The following is a 26,348-nucleotide window of genomic DNA, read 5'->3' on the forward strand; positions in this document are numbered from 1 at the left end:
GAATCCCGACATGCAAGCCCTCGGGAGGATTGAAGATAGGTAAGGCTTACCTTAGTATCCCCTGTTGGTGCTTTATTTATCGGCAAATCATGTGAACAAACCGGCATCGGGGAGCCAGTGTCCTCACGAGCTTCACCACCGGCGGCGAGCGTCGATCCACGTGTGAAAAGGAAACAATGTCCTATCCCCCGTTAGTAAGTGCACGCCCCGTAAAACGCCTGGTGATGGCGCTCATGGCTCTGTCGCTGACAACGACGGCCGCCGCGTGCGGCGGATCCGGCACGACCGCTGAACCCGCCGCCCCCTCCGTCTCCGCCCCCGCCGCGGCCCCGGGCACCCCCGCGGCCTTCCCGGTCACCGTCGACCACCTCCACGGCACAACCGAGATCAAGGCCAGGCCCCAGCGCATCGTCACCATCGGTCTCAGCGACCACGAACCCGTCCTCGCCCTCGGCTACAAGCCCGTCGGCGTCGTGGACTGGTTCCAGGTGACCCCGTTCAGCAACTGGCCGTGGGCCAAGGACAAGTGGGCCGGCACCGAGCCCACGGTGCTGGGCCTGCGCGAGGACGGCGTGAAGTTCGAGAAACTCGTCGGCCTCAAGCCGGACCTGATCTTCGCGATGTATTCCGGCATCCAGAAGGAGCAATACGACAAGCTCTCGAAGATCGCTCCCGTGGTCGCCCAGCCCAAGGGCTACGACCCCTACGCCGCGCCCTGGCAGGACCTCACCCTCCTGGCCGGCCGCGCCCTCGGCGAGGAGGCCAAGGCCAAGGAGCTGATCCAGGGCATCTCCGACCGGTTCGCGGAGGTGCGTAAGGAGAACCCGCAGTGGGGGAAGCTGACCGCCGTCGCGGCCGACAGCTTCAAGGCCGGGCAGTATTCCGCGTTCCAAAAGGGCGACCCCAAGTCCGCGTTCCTCGCCGAGATGGGCTTCACGATCCCCGAGGAGATCACCAAGCGGGCCGGCACGTCCAACGTGGCGGAGTTCGGCTCCGAGGGGCTGAACATGCTCGACGTCGACCGCCTGGTGTGGCTCACCACCGGCAAGGAGCCGTGGGAGCGCATCAAGAACGACAAGGTCTACAAAGAGTTGAAAGTCGCGAAGGAAGCTCGCGACCTCTTCCTGACCTATCAGGACCCGCCTATCGGTGCGGCGCTGTCATTCAACACCGTGCTCAGCATTCCTTACGCCATCGACCAGGTGACACCGCTCATTAAAAAGTGAGCACCGGTCGGTATTCGCCTTCCCCGGCGTTATCGATAAAGCTCCACCCCGACCAGGCCGGCGCTTGTCCGCCGACCGGCCTGGTCGGCCGATAGCCGCTCCCCCAATGGGGCGAACCCCCTCCCCACGCCCCACCACGAGCCCCCGCCAGGACCGCCGCCACTCGCGGACGAGGTCCCGACCCGGCTCGCCTCCACGCGTGGCACCAACTCGATCCCCCACACCTCGGCACCCCCGGCACACCCCCGCAGGGCGCAGAAGGGCATGGAGACGATGACCGACCACGGGTTCACGACACTGCCGCTCACCGGAGCACAGACCGGGGTCTGGCTGGCCCAGCGCATCGCCCCCGACAGCCCCGCCTACAACGTCGGCTGCTACACCGACTTCGACACCACCCCCGGCGACCCCCTCGACCTGCCCCGGCTGATCGAAGCCGTGCGGCACGCGGTGCTCTCCGTGGAAAACCTCCACGTCGTCTTCGCCGAACAGGACGGAAAGCCCGTCCAGATCCCCCGCGTCTTCGCCGGCTGGACCCCTGTCGTCCTCGACCTCACAGAAGACCCCCGACCCGAGGCCGCCGCCCTCGCGTGGATGCACGCCGACCTGAACCGGCCCCCCGACCTCGCCCGCGGCCCGCTGTTCACCCACGCCCTGCTGCGGCTCGGCCCCCACCGCACCTGGTGGTACCAGCGCTACCACCACCTCGTCACCGACGGCACCGGCGTCATCCGCATCACCGCCGAGGCCGCGGGCCACTACAACGGCGGCACACCCACCGGCACATCCCCTTACGGCACAGCCGCCTTGGCGCCTCCGTCCGCTCCCGGCGCGCCGGACGCGGAGGGCTCGGCGACCTCGTCGCACAGCTCGCTCAGCCGCCTCTTGGCCGCCGACGCGGCCTACCGGAACTCGCCGCAGCACACCGCCGACCGCGCCTACTGGCACGCCAAACTGGCCGGGCTCCCCGGCGAACCCGCCCGGCTCCTCGACTGTCCCCCCGAGCAGGCCACCCGGATCGAACGCCGCAGCACCGTCCTGCCCGCCGACCTCACGGAGGGCCTCCGCCGGCTGGCCGCCTCCGCGGGCACCCGGCTGTCGCGCGCCGCCATCGCCGGTGTCGCCGCCTACCTGCACCGGGCCTCCGGCGCCCAGGACGTCGTGATCGGCCTGCCCGTCACCGCCCGCGTAGACCCCGGCACGGCCGACGCGCAGGGCATGGTGTCCAACGTCGTGCCGCTGCGCCTCACCGTGACCCCCGGCACCACCCCGGCCGAGCTCGTCGCCGCCGTGAACGCCGAGGTCGGGGAACTCGCCGCGCACAGCCGCCACCGAGGCGAGGACATCGCCAAGGAACTCGGCCGCACGGGCGGCCTGCGTTCCCTCATCGGCCCGACGGCCAACGTCATGCCCTACCACCCGGAGATCCGGTTCGGGGCGCTGCCCCCGGCCATCCACTTCCTGTCCCGCGGGCCCGTCAGCGACCTGTCCGTCGCGGTGTACGACCGGCCCGGCGACCACGGCGTGAAGGTCGACCTCGACGCCGACGCCACCGTCTGCTCGCCCGGGGAACTCGCCGCCCACGAACAGCGCCTGCTCGCCGTCCTGGCCGCCATGGCCGCCCACCCCGGCCGCCCTCTGGCCGGCGTCGACCTCACCACGCCCGGCGAACGTGCCCTCGTCCTCCACCGCTTCGGCCGAGTCCCCCTCCCCGCCACCCCGCCGACCGGGGTTAGTGATCTTGTAACCCATGGGATACAAGATCATCTTTTTGCCGTCCCGCAGGGCGGGGCCGCTCCGCTGGAGGACCGGGACGGGCCGACCTGGACGTCCGCCTTCGAGGAGTGCGCAGCGCGCGCGCCGGAGGCGGTCGCGCTGGTCTGCGAGGACGAGGAGATGACCTACGGCGAGCTGGACCGCAGGGCCTGCCGCCTCGCCCGCCTGCTGCGCGACAGAGGTGTGCGGGACGAGGACGTCGTGGCGGTGGCCGTGCCACGCTCGATCGAGCTTGTCGTCGCCCTGCTCGGCGTGATGAAGGCGGGCGCCGCCTACCTGCCGCTCGACCTGGACCACCCCGGGGACCGGCTGGCCTACATGATCGAGGACGCCGGGGCGCGAGCCGTCGTCACCGTGTCCGGCCTGGTCGGCGAGCTCCTCGACCTCCAGGATCAGCCGGCTTTCCAGGTCGCCTTGGTGCTCCTGGACGCACCGGACGTGGCAGCCGAACTCAGCGGCTCCGACGAGGCCAATGCGCCGGCTGTGCCGTACCCGACACCGAACCGGACAGCCCAGGACCAGACAGCTCAGCATCAAACAGCGCCAAGCCAGACCCCCCGCCTCGACCGTGCCGCCTACGTCATCTACACCTCCGGTTCGACCGGGCGCCCCAAGGGTGTCGTGCTCACCCACGACGGAGTAGGCAGTCTCATCGCCACCGCCGTCGAGCGGCTGGGCATCAGTCCGGCGAGCCGGGTCGTGCAGTTCGCCTCGGTCGGGTTCGACGTGGCGGTCTGGGACCTCGTGATGTCGCTCTGCGTGGGCGGCACCGCGATCGTCGTGCCCGCCGAGCGGCGGGTCGCGGGCCGGGAGCTGACGGACTACCTCATCGGGCAGCGCGCGACCCACATGATCCTTCCGCCGTCGCTCGTGGCCGCGCTGCCCGCGGACTGCGAGTTGCCCGAGGGCGGGGTGCTCGTGGTGGGCACGGAGGTCGTGCCGAACGAGTTGATCGCCCGGTGGGGGCGGCGCATGCGGGTGGTGGTCGCCTACGGGCTCACCGAGGCGACGGTCAACTCGACCCTATGGCTCGCCGACCCGGACTGGGCGGGGCCGGTGCCGATCGGGGAGCCCGACCCGGGCACCCGTTGCTATGTGCTGGACTCCGCGTTGCGGCCGGTGGCGCCCGGCGTGGTCGGCGAACTCTACGTCTCCGGCCGGGGGCTGGCCAGGGGTTATCGGGGCAGGCCGGGGCTGACGGCGGAGAGGTTTGTCGCCGACCCCTTCGGCGCGCCCGGCGACCGCATGTATCGCACGGGCGACCGGGCGCGCTGGCGGGCCGACGGGAACATCGACTTCCTCGGCCGTGAGGACGGCCAGCTCAAGATCCGCGGCTATCGGATCGAGCCGGGCGAGGTCGAGAGTGTCCTGATGTCCGACCCGGCGGTCGCGCAGGCCGCCGTCGTCGCCCGTGAGGACCACCGGGGCGTGAAACGCCTGGTCGGCTACGTCACGGGTGGCGAGGACATCGACCCGGCGGCGCTGCGTGAGCGTGCCGCGGGAGGGCTGCCCGACTACATGGTGCCGGGGACGATCGTCGTGCTCCCCGGCACGCTGCCGCTGACCCCCAACGGCAAGCTGGACCGCGGCGCCCTCCCCGACCCCGAGTGGACGGCCCCGGCCGGCGGCACCGCCCCGGCCACCCCTGCCGAACGTGTCCTGGCGGATCTGTTCGCCGAGCTGCTGCGCCTGCCCTCGGTCGGTGTACACGACAGCTTCTTCGAACTCGGCGGCGACAGCATCGTCGCCATCCAGCTCGTGAGCCACGCCCGCCGCGCCGGTCTGGCGATCACCCCCCGAGACGTCTTCCGGCATCGCACGGTGGCCGCCCTCGCCCGCGAGTGCACGCAGGAGGTCGCGGAGACTCCCCACGACCCGGGCACCGGCACGGTGGTCCCCACGCCGATCATCGGCTGGCTGCGCGACCTCGACACACGCGCCGACGCCTTCCACCAGGCTGTGACGGTGCGAGTGCCGGCCGGGCTCACCGCCGAGGTGCTGACCGGGGCCCTCCAGGCGGTGCTCGACCACCACGGCATGCTCCGCTCCCGGCTGCTCCCCGACTGGACCCTGCATGTGCCCGAGCCCGGCGCGGTCCGCGCGGCGGACGTGCTCGACCGTGCCGGCCTCGGCACCACCACGTGGGCCGAACAGCACGCGCGGGCCGTGGCCGCGCTCGCCCCGGCCGAGGGGCGGATGCTCCGGGCCGTCTGGCTCGACGCCGGACCCGAGAGGCCGGGCCGGCTCATCCTCGTGGCCCACCACCTGGTGGTCGACGGTGTGTCGTGGCGGATCCTGCTGTCCGACCTCGCCCAGGCCGCCCGTGCCCTCACCAAAGGCACACCGGTGAACCTGCCGCCGGTCGGCACCTCCTTCCTGCGGTGGGCCGCCATGCTCGGCGACGAGGACCGGCTATCCGAGTCCGCCTTCTGGGCACACGTGCTGAGCGGCCCCCCTGCCCTGGGCTCCCGGCCCCTGCGGGCACTGTGCCCGGAGACCGACACGGCGGCGAACGAACGTTCCCTCACCGTCGCACTCCCGGCCGGCCAGACCGCTCCCCTCCTCACCGAACTCCCCGCCGCCTATCGCGCGGGCGTCAACTACGTGCTCCTCACCGCTCTCGCCGTCGCCCTGGCCGAGTGGCGCGTACGGCGAAGCCCAGACGACCTGGGGAGCTCCGGCGCGGAACCCGCCGGGCGTGGGCTCGTGGTGGAGCTGGAAGGGCACGGCCGGGAGCAGGACGCCGTCGGCGGCCAGGCCGACCTGGCCAGGACGGTCGGCTGGTTCACCACGGTCTTCCCTGCACGGCTCGACGCGGGCGAGGTCGGCTGGCGGGAGTTCCTCGCCGGGGGCCCGGGCGCCGGCGTCGCGCTCAAGCGGATCAAGGAGCAGCTCAACGCAGTCCCCGGCGCGGGCCTGGGGTATGGGTTGTCGCGCCGCCGCGGCTGCGTCCAAGAGCCACACGACCTGCCGGACGCCCCTTCGAAGACAGGGCCCCGGCCCGCCCAGCAGGAGACAGCGCCCCGGCCCACCCAGCAGGAGACGACGCCCCGGCCCGCCCCGCAGGTGTTGTTCAACTACCTCGGCCGTTTCCACGCCGGCACCGGCGAGGACTGGCACCCGGCAAGCGACGCGGAGCCGCTGACCGCCGGGCGTGACCCGCGCATGCCGCTGACCCGCCAGCTGGAGATCAACGCGATCATCCGCGACGGCGCCGGCGGCCCCGAACTGAGCGCCACCTGGTCGTGGCCCGCCGGGGTGCTCGGCGAGGACGCCGTCGCCGACCTCGCCAACATGTGGATCGACGCCCTGCGCGGTCTCGTGGCCCACCTGGCCGAGCCGTACGCGGGCGGGCGCACCCCCTCGGACTTCCCGCTGGTGACCGTCGGGCAGGCCGAACTCGACGAACTTGAGGCGGCGATCGGCGGCCCCCTCGCCGACGTGCTGCCCGTCACCCCACTCCAGGAGGGGTTGTTCTTCCACACCCTCTACGACGAGGACGCCGCAGACGTCTACACAGTGCAGCAGGTCATCGAGCTGACCGGCCCCGTGGACGGCGACCTGCTGCGGTGCCGGGTGAACGCCATGGTCGAGCGGCACCCGCTGCTGCGCGCCGGGTTCCGGCACCTGGCGGACGGCTCGCTGGTGCAGTTCGTGCCCGAGCGGTGGACGGTGCCGTGGCGGGAGGTCGGCGCGCGGGCGCTCGACGTCGCGGGTACGGCGGAAGCCGTCGCCGAGGCCGAGCGGGCGGAGCGTTTCGACCTGTCCGCACCGCCCCTGATCCGCTGCGTGTTCGTGCGGGGCGACGACCGGCACCGGCTGGTGCTCACCCTGCACCACCTGGTCTCCGACGGCTGGTCGGTGCCGCTCATGCTGGGCGACCTGCTGTCGCCCGAGCGGCGTCCGGCCGACACCACCCATGCCGCCTACTTCACCTGGTTGAAGGGCCGCGACCGCGAGGAGGCGCGGAACGCCTGGCGGCGGGCCCTGGGCGACCTGCCTGGACCGACGCTTCTGGCGAACACGCTGGGCGCCGGCGCATCCGAGGACCTGGGTGGCTTCGGGCAGGTGCGTCACGTCCTGAGCGAGGAGGAGACCGCCGCGCTGACCGGGTGGGCGCGAGGACACGGGCTGACGCTGGGCACGGTGGCGCAGGGTGCCTGGGGTGTGCTGGTCGGGCGGCTCACCGGCGGTGGCGACGTGGTGTTCGGCACGACGGTGTCGGGCCGGCCGCCCGAGGTGGAGGGCATCGAGACGGCGGTCGGGCTGTTCGCCAACACGCTGCCGGTGCGGGTGAGGTGGCGGCCCGGGGACCGGGCGGCCGACCTGCTGACGCGGGTGCAGGACGCCCAGGCCGACCTGCTCGACCACCAGCACCTCGGGCTGGCGGAGGTGCAGCGTGTGGCCGGGGTCACCGCTCCGGGGGCACGCGATCTGTTCGACACGCTCGTCGTGATCGAGAACTATCCGGTCGTGGCGGACATGGCCGACCGGGCGGGCGGATTCGGCATCACCGCGCTCGATGTCAGGGACGCCTCCCACTATCCGGTCTCCCTCACCGTCCTGCCGGGCAGCCGGCTGGAGCTGCGGCTCGACTACGACGTGCACCGGATCGGCGAGCCCGCCGCCCAGGCTGTGCTGGCGGGCTTGATCCGGCTGCTCGACACGATGGCTGCCGAGCCGGATCTTCCCATCGGCAGGATCGACCTGCTGCCCGGGGACGAGCTCGCGCAGGCCTCTCTGGCGGGTGAGGTCAGGGAGCTTCCCCCGCACACCCTGGTCACGGCCTTCGAGGCCGCGGCGGCCACCTCGCCCGAGGCCACAGCGCTGATCTGCGGCGCGTACGAGGTCACCTACGCCGAGCTCGCCCGGCGGGTGCGGGAGCTGGCCGGGCGGCTGGTCTCCCTGGGGGCCGGTCGAGGGGAGTTTGTGGGGGTGGCGGTGCCCCGCTCGGTGGACATGGTGGTGGCCATGCTCGGCGTCATGGCGGCGGGCGCGGCCTATGTGCCGCTCGATCTCGGCCACCCCGCCGACCGGCTGGCGTTCATGCTGGCCGACTGCGGTGCCCGGCTGGTGGTCACCACCTCCGGGGCGGGGCTGCCGCCGGCCGAAGGCGTGAAGCACGTCTTGGTCGACCACAACACCACCCCGGAGCACGCCGGCGTGGCGGCTCCTGCCGTACCCGGCGATCCGGCCTACCTCATCTACACCTCCGGGTCGACCGGCACGCCCAAGGGTGTCGTCGTCACCCACAGGGCCGTCGCCGCTCATCTGGCCTGGGGGCGGAGCGAGATCCCGCTGAACGGGGACGACCGCCTCCTGCAACAGGCGTCGGCGGGTTTCGACGCGTCGGTGTGGCAGATCTTCTGGCCCCTCGTGTCGGGCGCGGCAGTGGTGCTGCCGGAGCCCGGCGAGCATCTCGATCCTCTGCACTTGGCTGAGCTCATCCGCACGCACCGGGTCACGGTGCTGGACGCGGTCCCGTCGATGCTTCAGGCGTTCCTCTCCGCCGGTGAGCTGACCGAGGACCCGTCGTGGGCGGCGGGCCTGCGGCACGTCCTCGTCGGAGGTGAGGCGCTGACCGCGGATCTCGCCCGGCGCTGGCGGGCGGCGACGGGCGTGGCCGCGGACAACTGCTACGGCCCGACCGAGGCCACCGTCCAGGTCACCCGGTGGCGGGGCGACGACCCCGCGCCGATCAGCGTGCCCATCGGCACCCCCGTGTGGAACACGCGGCTCCACGTCCTGGACACCTGCCTGCGGCACGTCCCCCAGGGTGTGCCGGGAGAGCTCTACATCGCCGGGGAGCAGCTCGCGCTCGCCTACCACGGCAGGCCGGGGCTCACCGCGGAGCGGTTCACCGCCGATCCGTACGGCCCGCCGGGCTCACGCATGTATCGCACGGGTGACCTGGTGCGGCGGCGCGCCGACGGGGTCCTTGAGTATCTCGGCCGGACCGACCACCAGGTCAAGATCCGCGGCAACCGGGTGGAGCCGGGCGAGGTCGAGGCGCGGCTGGCCGCCGAGCCGGGGGTCGCGGCGGCGGTCGTGGTCGTGCACGGCACCGGGACCTCGGCCAGGTTGTACGGCTATGCCGTACCCGAACGTGGGGCCGCGCTTGACGGGGCGGAGTTGCGCGCCGCGCTGGCGGCGGTGTTGCCCGAGCCCATGGTGCCGAGCGGGGTGATCGTGCTCGGCGAGTTGCCGCTGACCGTCAACGGCAAGGTGGACCGGGCGGCGCTGCCGGCGCCGGACGCGGCTCCGCGGGAGGTGCGGGCGCCGCGCACCGAGGGTGAGGCGTTGTTCTGCCGCCTCTTCACCGAGGCGCTGGGCGTCGAGGCGGGCGTCGACGACGACTTCTTCATGCTGGGCGGGGACAGCCTCACCTCGATCACGGTGTCGAGCCGGGCCCGCAAGGCGGGGCTGCCGGTGAGCCCCAGGGACGTGTTCACACACCGCACACCGGCGGCCCTCGCGGCGGCGGCGGGCGCGAGCGCCGCCGAGGACGCCCGCGCCGATATCGGGGTGACCGAGGAGGAGATCGACCAGGTGCGGCGGATCAGCCCCGTGCCGGTCGAGGACGTCTGGCCGCTCTCTCCGCTGCAGGAGGGTATCTACTTCCACGCGAGCTACGACACCGAGGCGATCGACGTCTACACCTCGCAGGACGTCTTCGACTTCGACCGCCGCCTGTCGGCGGACCGGCTGCGCACGGCCCTCGCGGCGCTGCTGGCCCGCAACCCGAGCCTGCGGGCCGGGTTCACCTCGGAGGGGTTGCCGCGCACGGTGCAGTTCATCGGCGCGGAGGTGCCGATCCCGCTCCGTGAGGTCGATCTGTCCATGTTCGACCCGGCGGAGCAGGCGGCGCGCACGGAGGAGCTCCTGGCGGAGGACCGCAGGCGGCGGTTCGACCTGGTCTCCCCGCCGCTGACCCGGCTCACGCTGATCCGGCTCGGCGACCGCGACCGGCTGGTGGTCGGCCACCACCTGATCCTCTGGGACGGCTGGTCGGCGTGGTTGTTCCTGGAGCAGCTCTTCACCCTCTACCACCAGGCGGGCGATCCCTCGGGCCTACCCGATCCCGGCTCCTACCGTGACTATCTCGCCTGGCTCGCCGGGAAGGACTCGGCTGCCGGGCTCGCCGCGTGGCGCCTGGCGCTGTCGGGGCTCGCCGAGCCGACGCTTGTGCGCCCGGCCGACGACGGCATGCACCCGGTGATCCCGGCCGACCTCGACGCGGTGCTCCCCGAGGAGCTCTGCGAGCGGCTGCGCGCCTCGGCCCGCGAGCACGGGCTGACCCTCAACACATTCCTCAACACCGCCTGGGGGCTGGTCCTCGCGACCGCGCTCGGCCGCGACGACGTGGTCTTCGGCGCGGCTGTGGCGGGCCGGCCGGTCGAGGTGCCCGAGGTGGAGAACATCATCGGGATGTTCCTCAACACCGTGCCGGTACGGATCACGCTCGACGCCCGGGAGAGTGTGCTCGGCCTGCTGTCCCGCGTGCGGGACGAGCATGTGGGGCTCATGCCGTATCAGCATCTGGGGCTCGGGGAGTTGCAGCGGGAGAGCGGGCACCGGAGGTTGTTCGACACGCTGTTCGTGCTGCGCGACGCCGGGGGCGAGGAGCGCATGGCCGCGTTCACCAGCCGCAACGGCATCGTGGACAACGTCGCCGCCGACGCCACGCACTATCCGCTCACCCTCATCGTCACGCAGGGCACGACACGGCTGCGCGTGACGCTGGCCTACCGGCCGGACGTGTTCGGCGAGGAGGAGGCTGCCGCGCTGCTCGACCGGTTCACCCTCGCGCTCGGGACGCTGGCCGCGAACCCCTCGGCCCAGGTGGGCGGGCTCGACCTGCTCCTGCCCGCCGAGCGGCGCACGCTCACGGCCGACTGGAGCTCGGCGGCCCGGCCGCTGCCGCCGGTCACCGTGGCCGAGCTGCTCGCCGAACGCGCCGCGGCCTGCCCGGATGAGGTGGCGCTGGTCTTCGGGGCCGAACGGCTGACCTACGCCGAACTCGACGCGCGGGTCAACCGGCTGGCCCGGCTGCTGCTGTCCTTCGGGGCGGGTCCTGAGCGGGTGGTGGCGCTGGGGTTGCCCCGGTCGGCGGACATGGTTGTGGCGCTGTTCGCGGTCTTGCAGACGGGGGCCGCCTATCTGCCGCTCGACCTGGAATATCCGGCGGAGCGGCTGGAGTTCATGCTGGCCGACACCGCGCCCGTCTGCGTGGTGACCGCCGCCTCTGTGACCCTGCCGGGGGCGGGGGTGCCGCGGGTCACCGTCGACGATCCGGAGACCGCCGCGCGCCTGTCGGCCCTGCCGGCGGGGCCGCTCGCCGACGCCGAGCGGCCGGAGTTCGCCGTGGATCTGCCGCACCGGCTGGAGCACCCCGCCTACATCATCTTCACCTCCGGCTCGACCGGGCGGCCGAAGGGCGTCGTCACGCCCTATCGGGGCCTCACGAACATGCAGTTCAACCACCGGGAGGCCATTTTCAACCCCACGATCGCGGCGGCGGGCGGGCGGCGGCTGCGCATCGCGCACACGGTGTCGTTCGCCTTCGACATGTCGTGGGAGGAGCTGCTGTGGCTCATCGAGGGCCACGAGGTGCACGTGTGCGACGAGAACCTGCGGCGCGACGCCGAGGCGCTGGTCGCCTACTGCGACCGTGAACGTGTCGACGTCGTCAACGTGACCCCCACCTACGCCCACCACCTCATCGACGCGGGGCTGCTCGACGGGCACCGGCCGCCGCTGGTGCTACTCGGCGGCGAGGCGGTCTCGGAAACGGTCTGGACGACGCTGCGGGACACCCCCGGCACCTTCGGGTACAACCTGTACGGGCCCACGGAGTACACGATCAACACGCTCGGCGTCGGCACCGGCGAGAGCGAGACGCCCACCGTGGGGCGGCCCATCTGGAACACCCGGGCCTACGTGCTCGACGGCGCGCTGCGGCCGGTGCCGCCCGGCACCCCGGGCGAGCTTTACATCGGCGGGGTCGGGCTGGCGCGCGGCTACCACCGCAGGGCCGGGCTGACCGCGGCGGGTTTCGTGGCCGACCCGTTCGACGGCACACCCGGCGCGCGCATGTATCGCACGGGCGACCTCGTGTGCCGCCGCGCCGACGGCAACCTCGATTTCCTCGGGCGCACCGACGACCAGGTGAAGATCCGCGGTTACCGGGTCGAACTCGGTGAGGTGGCCACCTCGCTGGAGGATCACCCGCTGGTGGCGCACGCCGCCGTGATCGCCGACGACTCGGGTCCTGGCGGGGTCAAGCGGCTCGTGGGCTATGTTGTGCCGGCTCATGCCGTACCGGAGGAGGATCTTGTCGGGGCGGTGCGGGAGGCGCTCAAGGTCAGGCTGCCCGCGTATATGGTGCCGGCCGCGCTCATGGTGGTGGACCGGTTGCCGTTGACGGTGAACGGCAAGCTCGACGTTCGGGCGTTGCCGAAGCCCGCCGTCGCCGTCCGGGGTGAGCGCCGGCAGGCGGCCACATCGCAGGAGCGGGTGTTGTGCGAGCTGTTCGGCGAGCTGCTCGGCGCCGAAGGGGTCGGCGCGGACGACGACTTCTTCGACCTCGGCGGCCATTCCCTGCTGGCGACGCGGCTGGTCAGCCGGGTGCGGGCGGCGCTCGGGGCGGAGTTGTCCATCCGCGACCTCTTCGAGGCGCCGACACCGGCCGAGCTGGCCGTCCGTGCCGGGTCCGCCGCCCGTGCCGGGCGTCCCGCGCTGACCGCCGCGGCCGACCGGCCCGCCGAGCCGCCGCTGTCCCCCGCCCAGCGGCGCCTCTGGCTGATCGAGCAGCTTGAGGGGCCTTCTGCGACCTACAACTTCCCGCTCGTAGTGCGGCTCCGCGGCGACCTGCACGTCGAGGCGCTGCGCGACGCCCTGACCGACGTGGTCACCCGGCACGAGGCGCTGCGCACCCTCGTCGCCGACCGCGACGGGAGCCCCTACCAGCGGATCCTGCCCGCGGGCGAGGCCCGGCCGCCGTTCGAGGTGATCGAGGCCGATGAGGAGGAGCTCGCGACGCTCCTGCCCGAGGTGCTCTCCCGTCCCTTCGACCTGACCGCCGAGATGCCGCTGCGCGCCACCGTCGTCCGCCTCGGCGAGCGGGAGCACGTGCTGGCGCTGCTGCTGCACCACATCGCCACCGACGAGTGGTCCGACGGCCCGTTCCTGCGCGACCTGTCGGCGGCCTACGCGGCCCGCCGCGCCGGCGAGGCCCCGGCCTTCGCCGACCTGGCTGTGCAATACGTCGACTACACCCTGTGGCAGCGCGACCTGCTCGGCGACCGGCGCAGCCCTGGCAGCACCGCCGCCCGGCAGCTCGCCTTCTGGGCGGAGACCCTGCGCGGCGCCCCCGAGCAGCTCGAACTGCCCACCGACCGCCCCCGTCCGGTACGGCCGAGCCCGGTGGGCGGCGAACTCGTCGTCGATCTCGACCCCGGCGACACCGCCCGGCTGCGCGAGCTGGCGCAGGCGCGCGGCGCCAGCATGTTCATGGCCTGCCACGCCGCCGTCGCCGCGCTGTTGCACCGGCTCGGCGCGGGCGACGACCTCCCGCTCGGCCTGCCCGTCTCCGGCCGCGCCGACGGGGCGCTGGACGACCTGGTCGGCTTCTTCGTCAACACTCTCGTGCTGCGCACCGACGTGTCGGGCGACCCGACGTTCGCCGAGCTCCTCGGCCGGGTGCGCGAGACGGCGCTGGCCGCCTTCTCCCACCAGGACGTGCCGTTCGAGGCCGTCGTGGAGGAGCTCAACCCGGCGCGCTCCCCCGGCCGCAACCCGCTCTTCCAGGTGATGGTGGGCTACCGCGCGCAGGCGGCGGACGACGTCGCGATGGCGGGACTGACGGTGCTGCCGCAGCCGGTCGAGGTGCGCACCGCCCGCTTCGACCTGGTGTTCAGCTTCGCCGAGACCGGCGGCGGCGGGCTCGCCTGCGTCATCGAATATCGCCACGACCTGTTCGACCGCGCCGCCGCGGAGACTCTCGGGCGCCGCCTGACCACACTCATCGCCCAGGTCGCGGCCGACCCCGAACTGCCCGTCGGCGTCGTCGACGTGCTCACCGGCGGCGAACGCGAACGTGTGCTCATGGAGTTCAACCGCACCGGCCGGGTGGTGGACGAGGAGACCTTCGTCGGCCTGTTCCACCGCCACGTCGCCGCCCGCCCCGGCGCCGTCGCCGTGGCCGAAGGACCCCGGCAGGTCACCTACGTTGGCCTCGACGAGCTGTCGGACCGCCTGGCGCGGCTGCTCGCGGAATACGGCGTGAGCCGGGAGAGCGTCGTCGGTGTCGCGGTGCCGAGGTCGGCGGAGATGGTCGCGACGATGCTGGCCGCGATGAAACTCGGCGCCGCGTTCCTGCCGCTCGACCTCGCCCACCCCGCCGACCGGCTGGCCTACATGTTGAGCGACTCCCGCGCCGCCGTGGTCGTGGCCACCGAGCAGGTCGCGGGGAAGGTGCCGGCGGTCGACGGCACCCGGGCGCTGATCCTCGACGCGCCCGAGGTCGCCGGACGCCTGGCGGCGATCGAGGCCGGCGGGACGTTCCCGGCGGTCCACCTCGACCAGACGGCCTACGTCATCTACACCTCAGGCTCCACCGGGCGGCCCAAGGGCGTCGCCGTCCCGCACGAGGGCATCGCGAGCCTCGTGGCCACGGCGGTCGACCGCATGGGGCTCACCCCGGACAGCCGGGTGCTTCAGTTCGCCTCGATCGGTTTCGACGTGACGGCGTTCGAGTTGTCCATGGCGCTGTGCCACGGCGGGGCGCTGGTTCTCATCCCCGACGAGGCACGGGTGCCCGGCCGCGAGCTGACCGGCTTCATGAACGACACCGGCATCACCCACGCCATCCTGCCGCCGTCCCTCGTCGCCGCCCTCCCGCCCGAGTGCGACCTGCCCGAGGGCTGCTGCGTGCTGGTCGGCACCGAGGTCGTGCCGCCCGCCGTCATCGCACGGTGGGCGGGCAGGATCCGGCTCCTCGCGGCGTACGGACTGACCGAGGCGACCGTGAACTCGACCCTCTGGCCCGCGGAAGCCGACTGGGCGGGGGCGGTGCCCATCGGCGTGCCCGACCCCAACACCCGCGCCTACATCCTCGACGCCACGCTGCGCCCGGTGCCGCCCGGTGTGCCAGGGGAGCTTTACATCGCGGGGCGCGGTCTCGCGCGGGGCTACCTCGGCCGGTCCGGGCTCAGCGCGGAGCGTTTCGTGGCCTGTCCGTTCGGGGCGCCCGGCGCACGGATGTACCGCACCGGAGATCGGGCGCGGTGGCGGCAGGACGGGAACATCGACTTCCTCGGGCGGGCCGACGACCAGGTGAAGATCCGCGGCTTCCGCATCGAGCCCGGGGAGATCGCGGGAGCGCTCACCCGGCATCCGGCGGTGTCCCAGGCGGCGGTCACGGCCGACGCGAACGGCGGGGAGACGCGTCTTGTGGGCTATGCCGTACTCGACCAGGCCGGCTCCGATCTCCCCGCCGCACCCGAGCCGGGCGAGTTGCGGGCTCATGTGGCGGCGTTGCTGCCGGACTACATGGTCCCGGCGGCGATCGTGGTGCTGGACACGCCGCTGCCGCTCACTCCCAACGGCAAACTCGACCGCCGGGCGCTTCCCGCGCCCGACTGGGCGGCGCTCACCGGCACCGCCCGCCCTCTCACCGGGCGGCAGCAGGCCCTCGCCGGGCTGTTCGCCGAGGTGCTGCATCTGCCGGAGGTGGGCATCCACGACGGCTTCTTCGCGTTGGGCGGCCACTCCATGTCCGCGATGCGGCTTCTAGGGCGCATCCGCACCGTGCTGGCGGCCGACCTCAGTCTGCGGGACGTCTTCGAGGCGCCTACCGTGGCCGCACTCGCCGAGCGGCTCGACGGGGCGGAGCACACCGAGCGGCCGAGGCTCCAGCCGGTCAAGCGGCCCGCCGTCCTGCCCGCCGCGCCATCGCAGGAGTGGCAGTGGACCCGCCACCGGGCCTCGCCCGGCTACGACATGGCGTTCAAGCTGCGGCTGCGCGAGGGGCTGGACGTGCCGGCGCTCACGGCGGCGCTCGCCGACGTCGTCGCACGTCACGAGCCGCTTGGCACGGCGTTCGCCGAAGGCGACGGCGGGCTGATCCGGGAGCGGCGGGTGATGGAGCCCGCGCATATCCAGGTCGCGGACCTCGACTCGGCGATCGTGAGCCTGGCGTCCGGGCCTGCCGACCTGATCGGCGGGCCGCCGCTTCGTGCCACCCTCCTGACGGATATGTCGGGTGAACAGGCGCTGTTGCTCACCATGCACTACATAGGGGTGGACGAGTGGTCCGTCGTCCCCCTCACCCGCGATCTCGTCACCGCCTACACCGCCCGCCGCGCCGGTGCCGCCCCCGTGTGGGAGCCGCTGCCGGTGAGCTACACCGATTACGCGGTGTGGGCGGGGGCGCTGGTCTCCGGTGTGGCCGACCGGCAACTGTCCTACTGGCGTACGGCACTGCACGGTGTGCCACACGACCCGGCTCTGCCGTACGACCACCCGCGGGGGCCGGCGCCCGGGCGCTGTGGGCACGTGGCGTTCACACTCGGCCCCGACCTGCATCGCGGCGTCGACGCCCTGGCCTCCGGCACGGGGACGAGCATGTTCATGGTGCTGCAGACGGCCTTCGCCGCGCTGCTCAAGCGGCACGGCGGCGGGGCGGACCTGCCGATCGCCACGCTCGTCGCCGGGCGGGCGGAGGAGGCGCTGACCCGCCTCGTGGGGTGCTTCTTCAACACGGTCGTCCTGCGCACCGACGTGTCAGGGACACCCACCTTCGCCGAACTGCTCGCGCGAGTGCGGGAGACCGATCTCGCGGCCTACGACAGGCAGGATGTGCCGTTCGGCCGGGTGGCGGCGGCGCTCGGCCTGCCCGCGCCGCGGATCATGCTTGTCCACCACGAACAGGTGGCGTTGCACGAGGTGGACGACATGGGCGCCGTCTTCGAAGACGTGCCGACCGGGGCGCTCAACGCCGACCTCACCCTGAGCTTCTTCGAATCGCAGGGCGAGGAGCCGGTGAGGTGCCTGCTCGAATACGACACCACGCTGTTCGACCGGGGCACCGTACAAGACCTGGCCGGCGACCTGCTCCGCATCCTGACCGACGCCGTGACCGACCCCGACCTGCCGATCTGAGGAGGACCCCCGATATGAGCACCAACCCGTTCGAGGACCAGGACGGCCGATTCCTCGTCCTCGTCAACCACGAGGGCCAGCACTCCCTGTGGCCTTCGTTCGCCGGCGTGCCCGCCGGGTGGGACGTCGCCTTCGGCGAGGAGAGCCGCGCGGCCTGCCTCGCCTACGTCGAGGAACACTGGACCGACATGCGTCCGCTCAGCCTGGTGAAGGCGATGGGCGCCTGACAAACCCGTCCCGCCCTCCGCGTCCCGCCCTTCCGTCGCCCCGGAGGGCGGGGCCGGGGGGCGGGGCGCCTCGCGTGACGTCGCCCTCTAGCCCTCCGGCGCCGCCGCCGGCCGGCGGCTGTCGGACCAAGCCGCGCCCTAGCCCTCCGGCACCGCCGCCGACCGCCGGCTAGCGGACCAGGCCGCGCCCTAGCAGTCCGGCGCCGCTGCCGGCCGGCGGCTGCCGGACCAGGCCGCCCAGAGGGACGCGTAGCTTCCCCCGGCTCGCACGAGCTCGTCGTGGGTGCCGCACTCGACGACCCGGCCCGCCGCCATCACCACGATGCGGTCGGCGGCCGCCGCCTGCGTCAACCGGTGCGCCACCACCAGCACCGTCCGGCCCTCGGTCGCGGCGTTCGCGGACTCCTCAAGCACACGTGCGCCCGCGCTGCCCGCCTCGGCCGTGGCCTCGTCGAGCACCACCACCGGCGGGTCGGTCAGCACGAGCCGGGCTAGGGCGAGTTGCTGCGCCTGCGCCGGGGACAGCCGGTGGCCGTTCTCGCCGACCACCGTGCCAAGGCCGTCCGGCAGTGCGTCCGCCCAGCTCAAAGCGCCGACGCGGGCCAGCGCCGCGCGCAGTTCGGCCTCGGTCGCCGCCGGCCGGGCCAGCCTCAGGTCGTCGGCGAGGGGACCGGCGAAGACGTGCACCTCCTGCGTCACCAGCGCCACCGGCGACGCGCCCTCCTCCGGCAGGGGGTGCCCGCCCACCGTGATCAAACCGGTGTCGGGCTTGTGGATGCCGGCGATGAGCTTCGCCAGCGTGGTCTTGCCGGCACCGCTGGTGCCCACCAGCGCGACCCGCTCCCCTTCCGCGATGTCCAGGTCCACCTCGTGGAGCACCGGGTGCCCCGGCCGGTAGGAGTAACCGGCCCCCGCCACCCGGACCGCCCCGCGGCCGGCCCGCCGGGCGGTGCCCGCCCGCGTCGCGGGCTCGCCGTAGGCCACTCCGACCAGCCGCGACAACCCGGCCATGGCCGCCTGCGCGTCGTCGAGCAGCCCCAGCACGACGTTGATGGGGTTGAACAGGTTGTGGAAGTAGAGCGCGGCGGCTCCCGCCGTGCCGATCGACACATGGCCGCCGCGCACCAGCACGAACCCCGCGACCAGCACCGCGGTCAGCCCGGCGAACTCGGCCAGATTGAGCCTGCCGTAGAAGCGTGTCACCAGCCGGATCCCGCGCAACATCAGATCGACCGCCGACTGCGACCTGTCCCGGACGAGCCGCACATGCTCGTCGCCCAGCCGCAACGCCCGCACCGTGGACGCGCCACCGACGGTGCCGAGCAACTGCTGCTGCTGTTCGCCCGCCGCCACACGTTGAGACGCGTAAAGCGGGACGGCACGCCGGATATACCAGCGTGCCGTGTGCGCCTGGATGGGCACCGCGACCAGGGCGACAACGAGGAACCGCCAGTCGAGTACGGCGAGAGCCACCAACGTCAGCCCGATGACCAGCACCGAGCGGGCGAACGCCGGCAGCGCCTCGCGCACCACGTTGGTGATGACCGCCACGTCGCCGGTGACCCGCGAGGTGAGGTCGCCGGAACCGGCCCGCTCCACACGTTCGAGGGGGAGCCGCAGCGCGCGCTCCACGAACCGCTCACGCAACGTGGCAAGCATGCCCTCACCCAGCCTCGCCACAAGCACGGCACCCGCGGCGGTCGCCACCCCCTGCCCGACCGCGATCACCACGAGCCACACCACCGGCGCCGTGATCGCGTCGGCCCCCCGGCCCGCCGCGACCAGGTCGATGATGTGCCCCAGCACGGGAGCGGTCAGCAGCCCCACAACTGTGCCGCCGACCAGCACCAGCGACGCCACGACGGCGGTCCATCGGTGCGGCCGGGCCAGCTCCCGCACAGCGGCGCGGACGACAGCGGGCTCCGCGATGGTCAGCAACTCCCGGTCCTCGACCGGACGGACCGGACGATCGACCTCGACGGTGCTCAATTCCACGCTCCTCGTCCGTTTAGGTCAGCACGGTTGCCCGGTAGGCAGCATTGGTGCGCACAAGATCCGCGTGGGTGCCATCGGCGACCGGGGTGCCGCCCTCCATGAACACCACCCGGTCGGTCATCGCCAGCAGCGCCGGGCTCGTCACCACCAGGATCGTGGTCCGCCCGGCGCGGGCCCCCCGGATGCCCGCCGCGATCCGCGCCTCCGTGGCCGCGTCGACCGCCGTCGTCGGATCGTGCACCACCAGCACCGGCGGCTCCGCCGCGAGCGCCCGCGCGAGCGCCACCCGCTGCCGCTGCCCGCCCGACAGGGACCGCCCGCGCTCGGTCAGCATCGTGGCCGTGCCGTACGGCAGAGCCGCGGCGACCTCGTCAGCCGCCGCGCCCGCCATGGCCGCAGCCACGGCTGCCGGGCTCGCCGCGGCGGAGGCGACATTGTCGAAGAGCGTGCCCTCGAACAGCTCCGCGTCGTGCTCGGCCACCACGACGGCCCGCCGCACCTCGGCCGGATCCACCTCCGCCAGCGGCACACCGTCGAGCTCGACCCGCCCGCCAGGCTCCGGATCGGCGGCCCGCCCGAGCACCCGCAGCAGCGCCGCGGCGGAGGCCGGGTCGGACGACACCACCCCCACCGTCTCGCCGGGGGACACCTCGAAGCTCGCCGCTCGCAAGGCGTCGTGGGAGACGCCCCTGAGCCTGACCCGCCCCTCCACCCGCGCAGGCAGCCCGCCCTCGCCGCCCGCCACCGCGGGGGCCGCCGCGAGCACGGCGGCGATCCGCGCCGCCGACGCCCGCCCCTGGGCGAAATCACCGTTGGCCCACGCCAGGATGGAGAGCGGGCCGAGCAGATATTGCGCGAGCCCCACCGACGCCACCAGCTCGCCGACGGTGATGTCCCCTTGTGCGGCGAGCCTGCCGCCCACCAGGGCGACGAGCGCGATGAACACCCCCGTCAGGATGAGCATGCCTCCGTAGTGCCACGACTGCGCCCGCGCCGCCCGCAGCGTCGCCGCCAGCGAGTCGCGGCTGGTCAGCCGATAACGTTCGACCGCCGCGTCCTCGGCCTTGATCCCCTTCAGCACCCGCAGGCCTGAGATGAGATCGGCCGCCACGCCCGACGCGTGTGCCGCGCGCTCCTGCTCGGTGCCGCTCCGCCGTTCGAGCGGCTTGCCCAGGAAGTGTGCGAGCAGCATCAGCGGCGGGATCCCGAGCAGCACGAGCAGTCCCAGCGGCACCGAGACCCGCAGCAGAGCCACACCGCCCACGATCAGCCCCGCCAGCGCCGCGACCCCGAACCCCAGCGCGACATTGACCGATCCGACCCGCTTGGCGTCCTGGGTCGCGACACTCACCAGCTCCCCCGGCAACAACCCCGCCTCGGCGCCGCCGCGCGCCGACAGGACCCGCTCGGTCACCTCGATCCGCAGCCGGTGCGCCGCCGTCTCCGAGGCCCGCTCCACCGCGCGCAGGCTGAACCGGTAGCTGTGTGAGAGGGTGAGGAAAACCGCGCCGAGCACGGCGATCCACAGCAACAGCCGTTCGTGGTCCCCCGGCCGGATCGCCTCGTCGATCACGAGCCCGATCACCACCGGCACCAGCGCCTCACCGGCCTGATGCCCCGCCGCCAGCAGCGACCCGCCCAAGGAGAGCTTGAGCTGCCCGGTGATCGCACGCCTCACAATGTCACGGCCACTCGCGGGCAATCGTGGTTCCTCCGGCCAGTCGATCAGCGGGCAAACTTAGGCAAGCCTAACCTAGGCCCTGCCGCCGCGGGAGCCCCCCTCCCCTGTGCCTGCCGCACAAAGAACCCCGCGCCGCGCTGCCTCCCGGCCACATCGATGCCCCCGCCGGTTCCATGGCAAGGTCGACCCCGTGAACCACCGGACCCTAGGCCGCACCGGCATCCAGGTCAGCCCCCTCTGCCTCGGCACCATGATGTTCGGCGCCTGGGGCAACACCGACCACGCCGAATGCGAACGCATCATCCACGCCGCCCTCGACGCCGGCATCAACTTCATCGACACCGCCGACGTCTACGCCTTCGGCGAGAGCGAGGAAATCCTCGGCCGCGCGCTCAAGGGCCGCCGTGACAACGTGGTCGTCACCACCAAGTTCAACAACCCGATGAGCGACGACCCCAACACCGGGGGCAACTCCCGCCGCTGGATCACGCGCGCCGTTGAGGACAGCCTGCGCCGCCTCGGCACGGACTACATCGACCTATATCTGGCCCACCGGCCCGACCCCAGGACCCCGATCGAGGAGACGACCGGCGCCCTCACCGACCTGGTGCGCCAAGGCAAGATCCGCGCCTACGGCACGTCGTCGTTCCCCGCCGCAGAGCTCGTCGAAGCCCAATGGGCCGCCGACCGCCGCCACCACGAACGCCCCGCCGCCGAACAGCTCGCCTACTCCATCCTCGCCCGCCACGCGGAAGCCGCCGCCCTCCCCGTCGCCGAACGCCACAACCTCGGCGTCATGGTCTGGAGCCCCCTCAACGGCGGCTGGCTCACCGGCAAATACCAGCGGGACGCCCCGCCCCCCACCGACTCCCGTGCGGCACGCAACGCGGAACACTTCGACTACGCGGCGGCAGCCGTACGCGGCCGCAAGCTGGACCTGGTCGACAAGTTGTCCGCCGTCGCCCGCGAGGCCGGCCTCCCGCTCATCCACCTGGCCCTGGCGTTCGTGCTCTCCCACCGCGCCGTTACCTCGGCCGTCGTGGGCCCCCGCACATTGGCCCAGCTCGAAGGCCAACTGGGGGCGGACGCCGTACGGCTGCCGCCTGAGGTGCTGGACGCCGTCGACGCGATCGCCGCCCCCGGCACGGCGGTCACGACGGCCGACAGCGGCTACATTCCCCCGGCCCTGTGCGAGCCCGCCCTGCGCCGGCGTTGAGCGGCTCGGTCACCTTTGAGCGCTGAGCGCGGCTGTAGCGCGCGGCCCGGCCGAACAGCGCGCCTGCCGTCTGGAACCGGCGGCCGGCGAAGGACTCACCCAGGATCACACCGACTGGCGGGCGCCCGTCCCGCTCGGCGGCGAACGCGAGGCTGTAGCTCGCGGCCCTCATGGATCCCGGCTTCACGCCGGCACACTCGGCAGGGCCGAGGCCACTGCCGGGTTCATCAGGAGGCGACAGCGCGGACGAGGTGCTCCGCGAGCGCGACGACCGGCAGGTTGGTGGTGGCACGCGGGACAGTGGGCATGATCGAGGCGTCGATGATCCAGAGGTTGTCGCTGCCGTGCACTCGCCCCGTGTTGTCGACCACCGCCCCTGCGGACGTATCGGTGCCGATCGCGCAGGTGCCCACCGGATGCCAGTAGTGCGCGGCGGAGGAACGCATTGCCGCCGTGCTCGCGTCCGGGCTGGCGCTGAAGTCGTCGAGCGGTCTTCCGAGCAGAGGAGCCAGTGCCGGCGAGGCTGCCATGCGCCGGCACCAGTCGACGCCGTCCCGCAGCACTCCCAGATCGGCCCCTGCGCGATCTGTGAGGTAGGCGTGGTCGACGACGGGCTTCGATCCCGGATCGCGGGACGTGAGCCGGAGGGTGCCCCGGGACTGCGGGGTGAGGCACGCGGCCGGGAGGACGCAGACCCAGCCGTCCGCAGTGTGGGTCGTCCACGGGAGGAGGTGCAGGTCGTAAGGGGACTGGCCACCGGTCGAGTGTGCTTTGCCGATGACCTGCTCGTCCGGCAGCGGGTGCTTCTCCGCGTAGGCGGCGAGCCGCCGCGCCAGTTCGTCACTGGCCGCGAAACGGAGTTCGACGGTGGGGTGGTCGTGCAGGTTACGCCCGACGCCGGGAAGGTCGAGGCGGGGGTCGACACCGAGGGCGCGCAGCTCTTCGGCTGGGCCCACGCCACTGCGCAGGAGCACCTCCGGGCTGCCGTAGGCGCCTGCGCAGAGCACGAACCGGTCGGCCTCCACGACGAACCGCTCCCGGCCCCGGAGCATGTGAGCGCGGCGGACCGTCGAACCTCGGAACTCGAGCCGGTCGACCAGGGCGTTGTCGATGATGCGCAGTCCGCTGCCGCCTCGGACTGGATCGAGATAGGCGAAGCCGCTGTTCCAGCGGACACCGCCGGGATTGTTCACAGGTGAAGGACCGCATCCGGCACCCCCGAGCAAGTCGTCGAGGTCGTTGGTCCGGGGGATCCCACACTCGATCATGGCGTTCATCGCCGCGGCCTGGAAGGGGGTGAGCTCCTCATCGGAGTAGTGCCTGACGCGCAGTTTGGCCGCGCCCTCCTTCATCAGACCGGCGAGTGACTCATCGGTCCAGGAAAGCCCCCACGAGTGATAGTCGGAGACGTGACCGACGGTCTGCGAGCAACCGTTGTGCGAAGAGCAGCCGCCGACGACACGGGCGCGTTCGAACGCCAGCTCCCGCTCGGGAGACGCGCCGGGGCCTCGATAACCCCAGTCGTGCGTTTCCGGCAGGGTCAAGCTGTCGAGAAGCTCTCGGGGCCACCGGCCCGAGCCGAAGGAGCCGTAGTCGGGTCCGGCTTCGACGACCGCGACGGACAACGACGGGTTTTCCAGCAGGCGACCGGCGACGACTGCACCTGCCGTACCGCCGCCGAGAACCGCGACGTCCACCCGGACAGGCTGTTCTAAGTCGTGTGCAGCGCTTATCATGCGGGAAGTTTAATCGATCGAACGATAAAATATCTAGGAGGTAGCGGAGCACATGGACGTCGCCATTCTCATTTACGAAGGGTTCACCGCCCTGGACGTGACCGGGCCGTTCGAGGTGCTGAGCCGCCTGCCGGCCCCCCGGGTGCGCTTCGTCTCCGCCATCCCGGGGATGTGCCCTGCCGACCAGCCGGGATTCGGCCTGGTGGCGGAGCCGCTGGAGAGCATGGCGGAGCCCGACTTGATCGTGGTCTCCGGCGGCTCCACCACGCAGCGGTTTTTGAGCGACGAGGCCGTGCTGACGTGGCTGCGCCGGGCGCACCAGACCAGTGTGCGGACGACGTCGGTGTGCACCGGCGCCCTTCTGCTCGGCGCGGCCGGCCTGCTTGAGGGGCGCGAGGCCACGACGCACTGGTACGAACTCGAAAGCCTGCGCTGCTTCGGGGCCACACCGACGTCCCGCCGGGTCGTCGAGGACGGCAAGATCATCACTGCGGCAGGCGTGTCCTCCGGCATCGACATGGCGCTGCTGCTCTGCGATCGGCTGCAGGGCCCCGCTTACGCGCAGGCGGTGCAGTTGGCAATCGAGTACGACCCGCAGCCGCCGCACGACGCCGGTTCGGTATCCAAGGCCCCGGCCGAGGTCGTACGGTTCATGCGGGACGACTTCGCGCGCTCGTATGGTCCATCGTGGGCAGAGCGGTGCGCTTCATCCCCAGGCGGTGACCGATAGCCGGAACCGCGCTTCTTCCTCCTCACCGGGGCCGTCGCCCCCGGCGCCCGCGACCGGCTCAGCCGTTGCGGGTGCCGGGGCGCCTCGTCCCGCTCCGCCGTACATGAGCATGGCCAGGCCTTGCCGTTCCGGCCACCGCCGCGGTTCGGGCGGGCGTCACAGGTCAGCGCAGGCTGGCCATGACGTGCTTGATGTGGGTGTAGTCCTCCAAGGCGTACGCCGACAGGTCCTTGCCGTAACCCGACTGCTTGTAGCCGCCGTGGGGCATCTCCGACGCCAGCGGGACGTGATCGTTGATCCACACGCAGCCGAACCTCAGTGCCTTCGACATGCGCAGGGCACGGCCGATGTCGCGGGTCCACACCGAGGAGGCCAGTCCGAACGGCGTGCCGTTGGCCAGCGCGAGGGCTTCCTCTTCGGTGTCGAAACGCTGGACCGTGGCGACCGGGCCGAAGATCTCCCGCTGAACCATTTCGTCGTCCTGGCGGAGTCCGGCGACAACCGTGGGCTCGTAGAAGAAACCCGGCCCGCCGGCTGCCCGGCCGCCGGTGACCACCTCGGCGTGCGCGGGTCGCCGGTCGATGAAACCCGCCACCCGTTCGCGCTGACGAAGGCTGTTGAGCGGCCCGAGTGTGGTGTCGGGGGCCCGGGTGTCGCCCATCGTCAACTTGCCCGCCCTGTCGGCGAGACCGGCCACGACGTCGTCGTACAGACGGCCGGCGACGAGCACCCTGGTCGCCGCGGTGCAGTCCTGGCCCGCGTTGTAATATGCCGCGCCCGAGACGACCTCCAGCACCTGCTCAAGGTCGGCGTCATCGAAGATCACAACGGGGGCCTTGCCGCCGAGCTCCAGATGGACACGCTTGAGAGTGCGGGCGGCCTGCTCGGCTACCCACTTGCCCGTGTCCACAGATCCGGTGAGGGAGACCAGATCGATCTCCGGGTGCTCCACCAGCGCGGCGCCGGGCTCGTTCGCCCCGAGAACGACGTTGAACACTCCCGGAGGGAGAATATCCGCGGCCAACTCCGCGAGCCGGAGCGTGGTGACCGGGGTCGAGGGCGCGGGCTTGAGCACAGTCGTGCATCCGGCGGCGAGCGCCGGGCCGATCTTCCACACCGCCATCATCATCGGATAGTTCCATGGCGCGATCTGGCCGACCACACCCACGGGTTCCCGGCGAATCATCGAGGTGTAGCCCTCGACATACTCCCCTGCCGCCTTGCCTTCCAGGCATCGGGCCGCGCCGGCGAAGAAGCGTAGGTTGTCGGCCATGGAGCTGATCTCATCGCTTTGCACCACGTGAAGCGGCTTACCGGCGTTGGCTGACTCCAGCTCGGCCAGTTCGGCACCGTGCTCCTCGATCGCGTCCGCCAGCCGCAGCAGGGCGAGCGCCCGTTCGCCGGGAGTGGTGGCCGACCAGCGTGGGAAGGCCGCCTTCGCCGCGGCCACCGCCAGGTCGATGTCCTCGGGACCCGAGCGGGAGGCGCTGGCGATGCTCTCTTCGGTCGCCGGGTTCAGCACAGGCATGTACCGCTGTTCGTGCGGCTCGACATGCTCGCCGTTGATAAGGTTCCGCAGCACTCGGATTTCGGACATG

9 protein-coding genes are annotated in these 26,348 nt (G+C 72.3%); 5 read left to right on the top strand and 4 right to left on the bottom strand.

The window, feature by feature from the left end; translation table 11 throughout:
• Positions 1-233: 233 nt before the first annotated feature.
• The 3 genes from Ssi02_RS23595 to Ssi02_RS23605 all read left to right on the top strand — a co-directional run bounded on the left by Ssi02_RS23595 (position 234) and on the right by Ssi02_RS23605 (position 17,392).
• Entirely contained in the window at positions 234-1,226 is a 993-nt protein-coding gene (locus tag Ssi02_RS23595) for an iron-siderophore ABC transporter substrate-binding protein (protein WP_239129448.1), read from the top strand.
• Positions 1,227-1,490: 264 nt separating this feature from the next.
• Positions 1,491-17,165: a non-ribosomal peptide synthetase gene (locus Ssi02_RS23600; RefSeq protein WP_204029253.1), complete on the top strand. Its 15,675-nt coding sequence runs from the start codon at positions 1,491-1,493 to the stop codon at positions 17,163-17,165.
• A gap of 14 nt (positions 17,166-17,179) precedes the next feature.
• On the top strand, positions 17,180-17,392 hold the full coding sequence (locus Ssi02_RS23605) for an MbtH family protein (RefSeq protein WP_204029255.1): 213 nt from the start codon (positions 17,180-17,182) through the stop codon (positions 17,390-17,392).
• A gap of 189 nt (positions 17,393-17,581) precedes the next feature.
• On the opposite strand, the gene Ssi02_RS23610 is transcribed toward Ssi02_RS23605, so the two are convergent.
• Together Ssi02_RS23610 and Ssi02_RS23615 are read right to left on the bottom strand one after the other, a co-directional pair.
• Positions 17,582-19,381, bottom strand: coding sequence for an ABC transporter ATP-binding protein (locus Ssi02_RS23610; protein ID WP_204029256.1), 1,800 nt, complete (start codon positions 19,379-19,381; stop codon positions 17,582-17,584).
• 19 nt (positions 19,382-19,400) lie between these two features.
• Complete coding sequence (locus Ssi02_RS23615) at positions 19,401-21,065, bottom strand: ABC transporter transmembrane domain-containing protein (RefSeq protein WP_239129451.1); 1,665 nt, start codon at positions 21,063-21,065, stop codon at positions 19,401-19,403.
• A gap of 193 nt (positions 21,066-21,258) precedes the next feature.
• Here Ssi02_RS23615 and Ssi02_RS23620 point away from each other — a divergent pair, with 193 nt between their 5' ends.
• Positions 21,259-22,284 (top strand): aldo/keto reductase, encoded by a 1,026-nt coding sequence (locus Ssi02_RS23620; protein ID WP_204029257.1) that lies wholly within the window; start codon positions 21,259-21,261, stop codon positions 22,282-22,284.
• A 227-nt stretch (positions 22,285-22,511) separates the two neighbouring features.
• On the opposite strand, the gene Ssi02_RS23625 is transcribed toward Ssi02_RS23620, so the two are convergent.
• Positions 22,512-23,981 (bottom strand): GMC family oxidoreductase, encoded by a 1,470-nt coding sequence (locus Ssi02_RS23625; RefSeq protein ID WP_204029258.1) that lies wholly within the window; start codon positions 23,979-23,981, stop codon positions 22,512-22,514.
• 91 nt (positions 23,982-24,072) lie between these two features.
• Between Ssi02_RS23625 and Ssi02_RS23630 the strand changes: the two genes are divergently transcribed.
• Positions 24,073-24,750: a DJ-1/PfpI family protein gene (locus Ssi02_RS23630; protein ID WP_204029259.1), complete on the top strand. Its 678-nt coding sequence runs from the start codon at positions 24,073-24,075 to the stop codon at positions 24,748-24,750.
• Positions 24,751-24,913: 163 nt separating this feature from the next.
• Here Ssi02_RS23630 and Ssi02_RS23635 read toward each other — a convergent pair whose 3' ends face one another.
• Complete coding sequence (locus Ssi02_RS23635) at positions 24,914-26,347, bottom strand: gamma-aminobutyraldehyde dehydrogenase (RefSeq protein WP_204029260.1); 1,434 nt, start codon at positions 26,345-26,347, stop codon at positions 24,914-24,916.
• Position 26,348 lies beyond the last annotated feature (1 nt).

It is taken from the genome of Sinosporangium siamense (assembly GCF_016863435.1).
Classification (GTDB): Bacteria; Actinomycetota; Actinomycetes; order Streptosporangiales; family Streptosporangiaceae; genus Sinosporangium; species Sinosporangium siamense.

Bases quoted from the DNA above. Each gene is read 5' to 3' on its own strand.
- Ssi02_RS23605 (WP_204029255.1), top strand. From the start codon at position 17,180: ATGAGCACCAACCCGTTCGAGGACCAGGACGGCCGATTCCTCGTCCTC.
- Ssi02_RS23635 (WP_204029260.1), bottom strand. From the start codon at position 26,347: ATGTCCGAAATCCGAGTGCTGCGGAACCTTATCAACGGCGAGCATGTC.
- Ssi02_RS23630 (WP_204029259.1), top strand. From the start codon at position 24,073: ATGGACGTCGCCATTCTCATTTACGAAGGGTTCACCGCCCTGGACGTG.
- Ssi02_RS23595 (WP_239129448.1), top strand. From the start codon at position 234: ATGGCTCTGTCGCTGACAACGACGGCCGCCGCGTGCGGCGGATCCGGC.
- Ssi02_RS23600 (WP_204029253.1), top strand. From the start codon at position 1,491: ATGGAGACGATGACCGACCACGGGTTCACGACACTGCCGCTCACCGGA.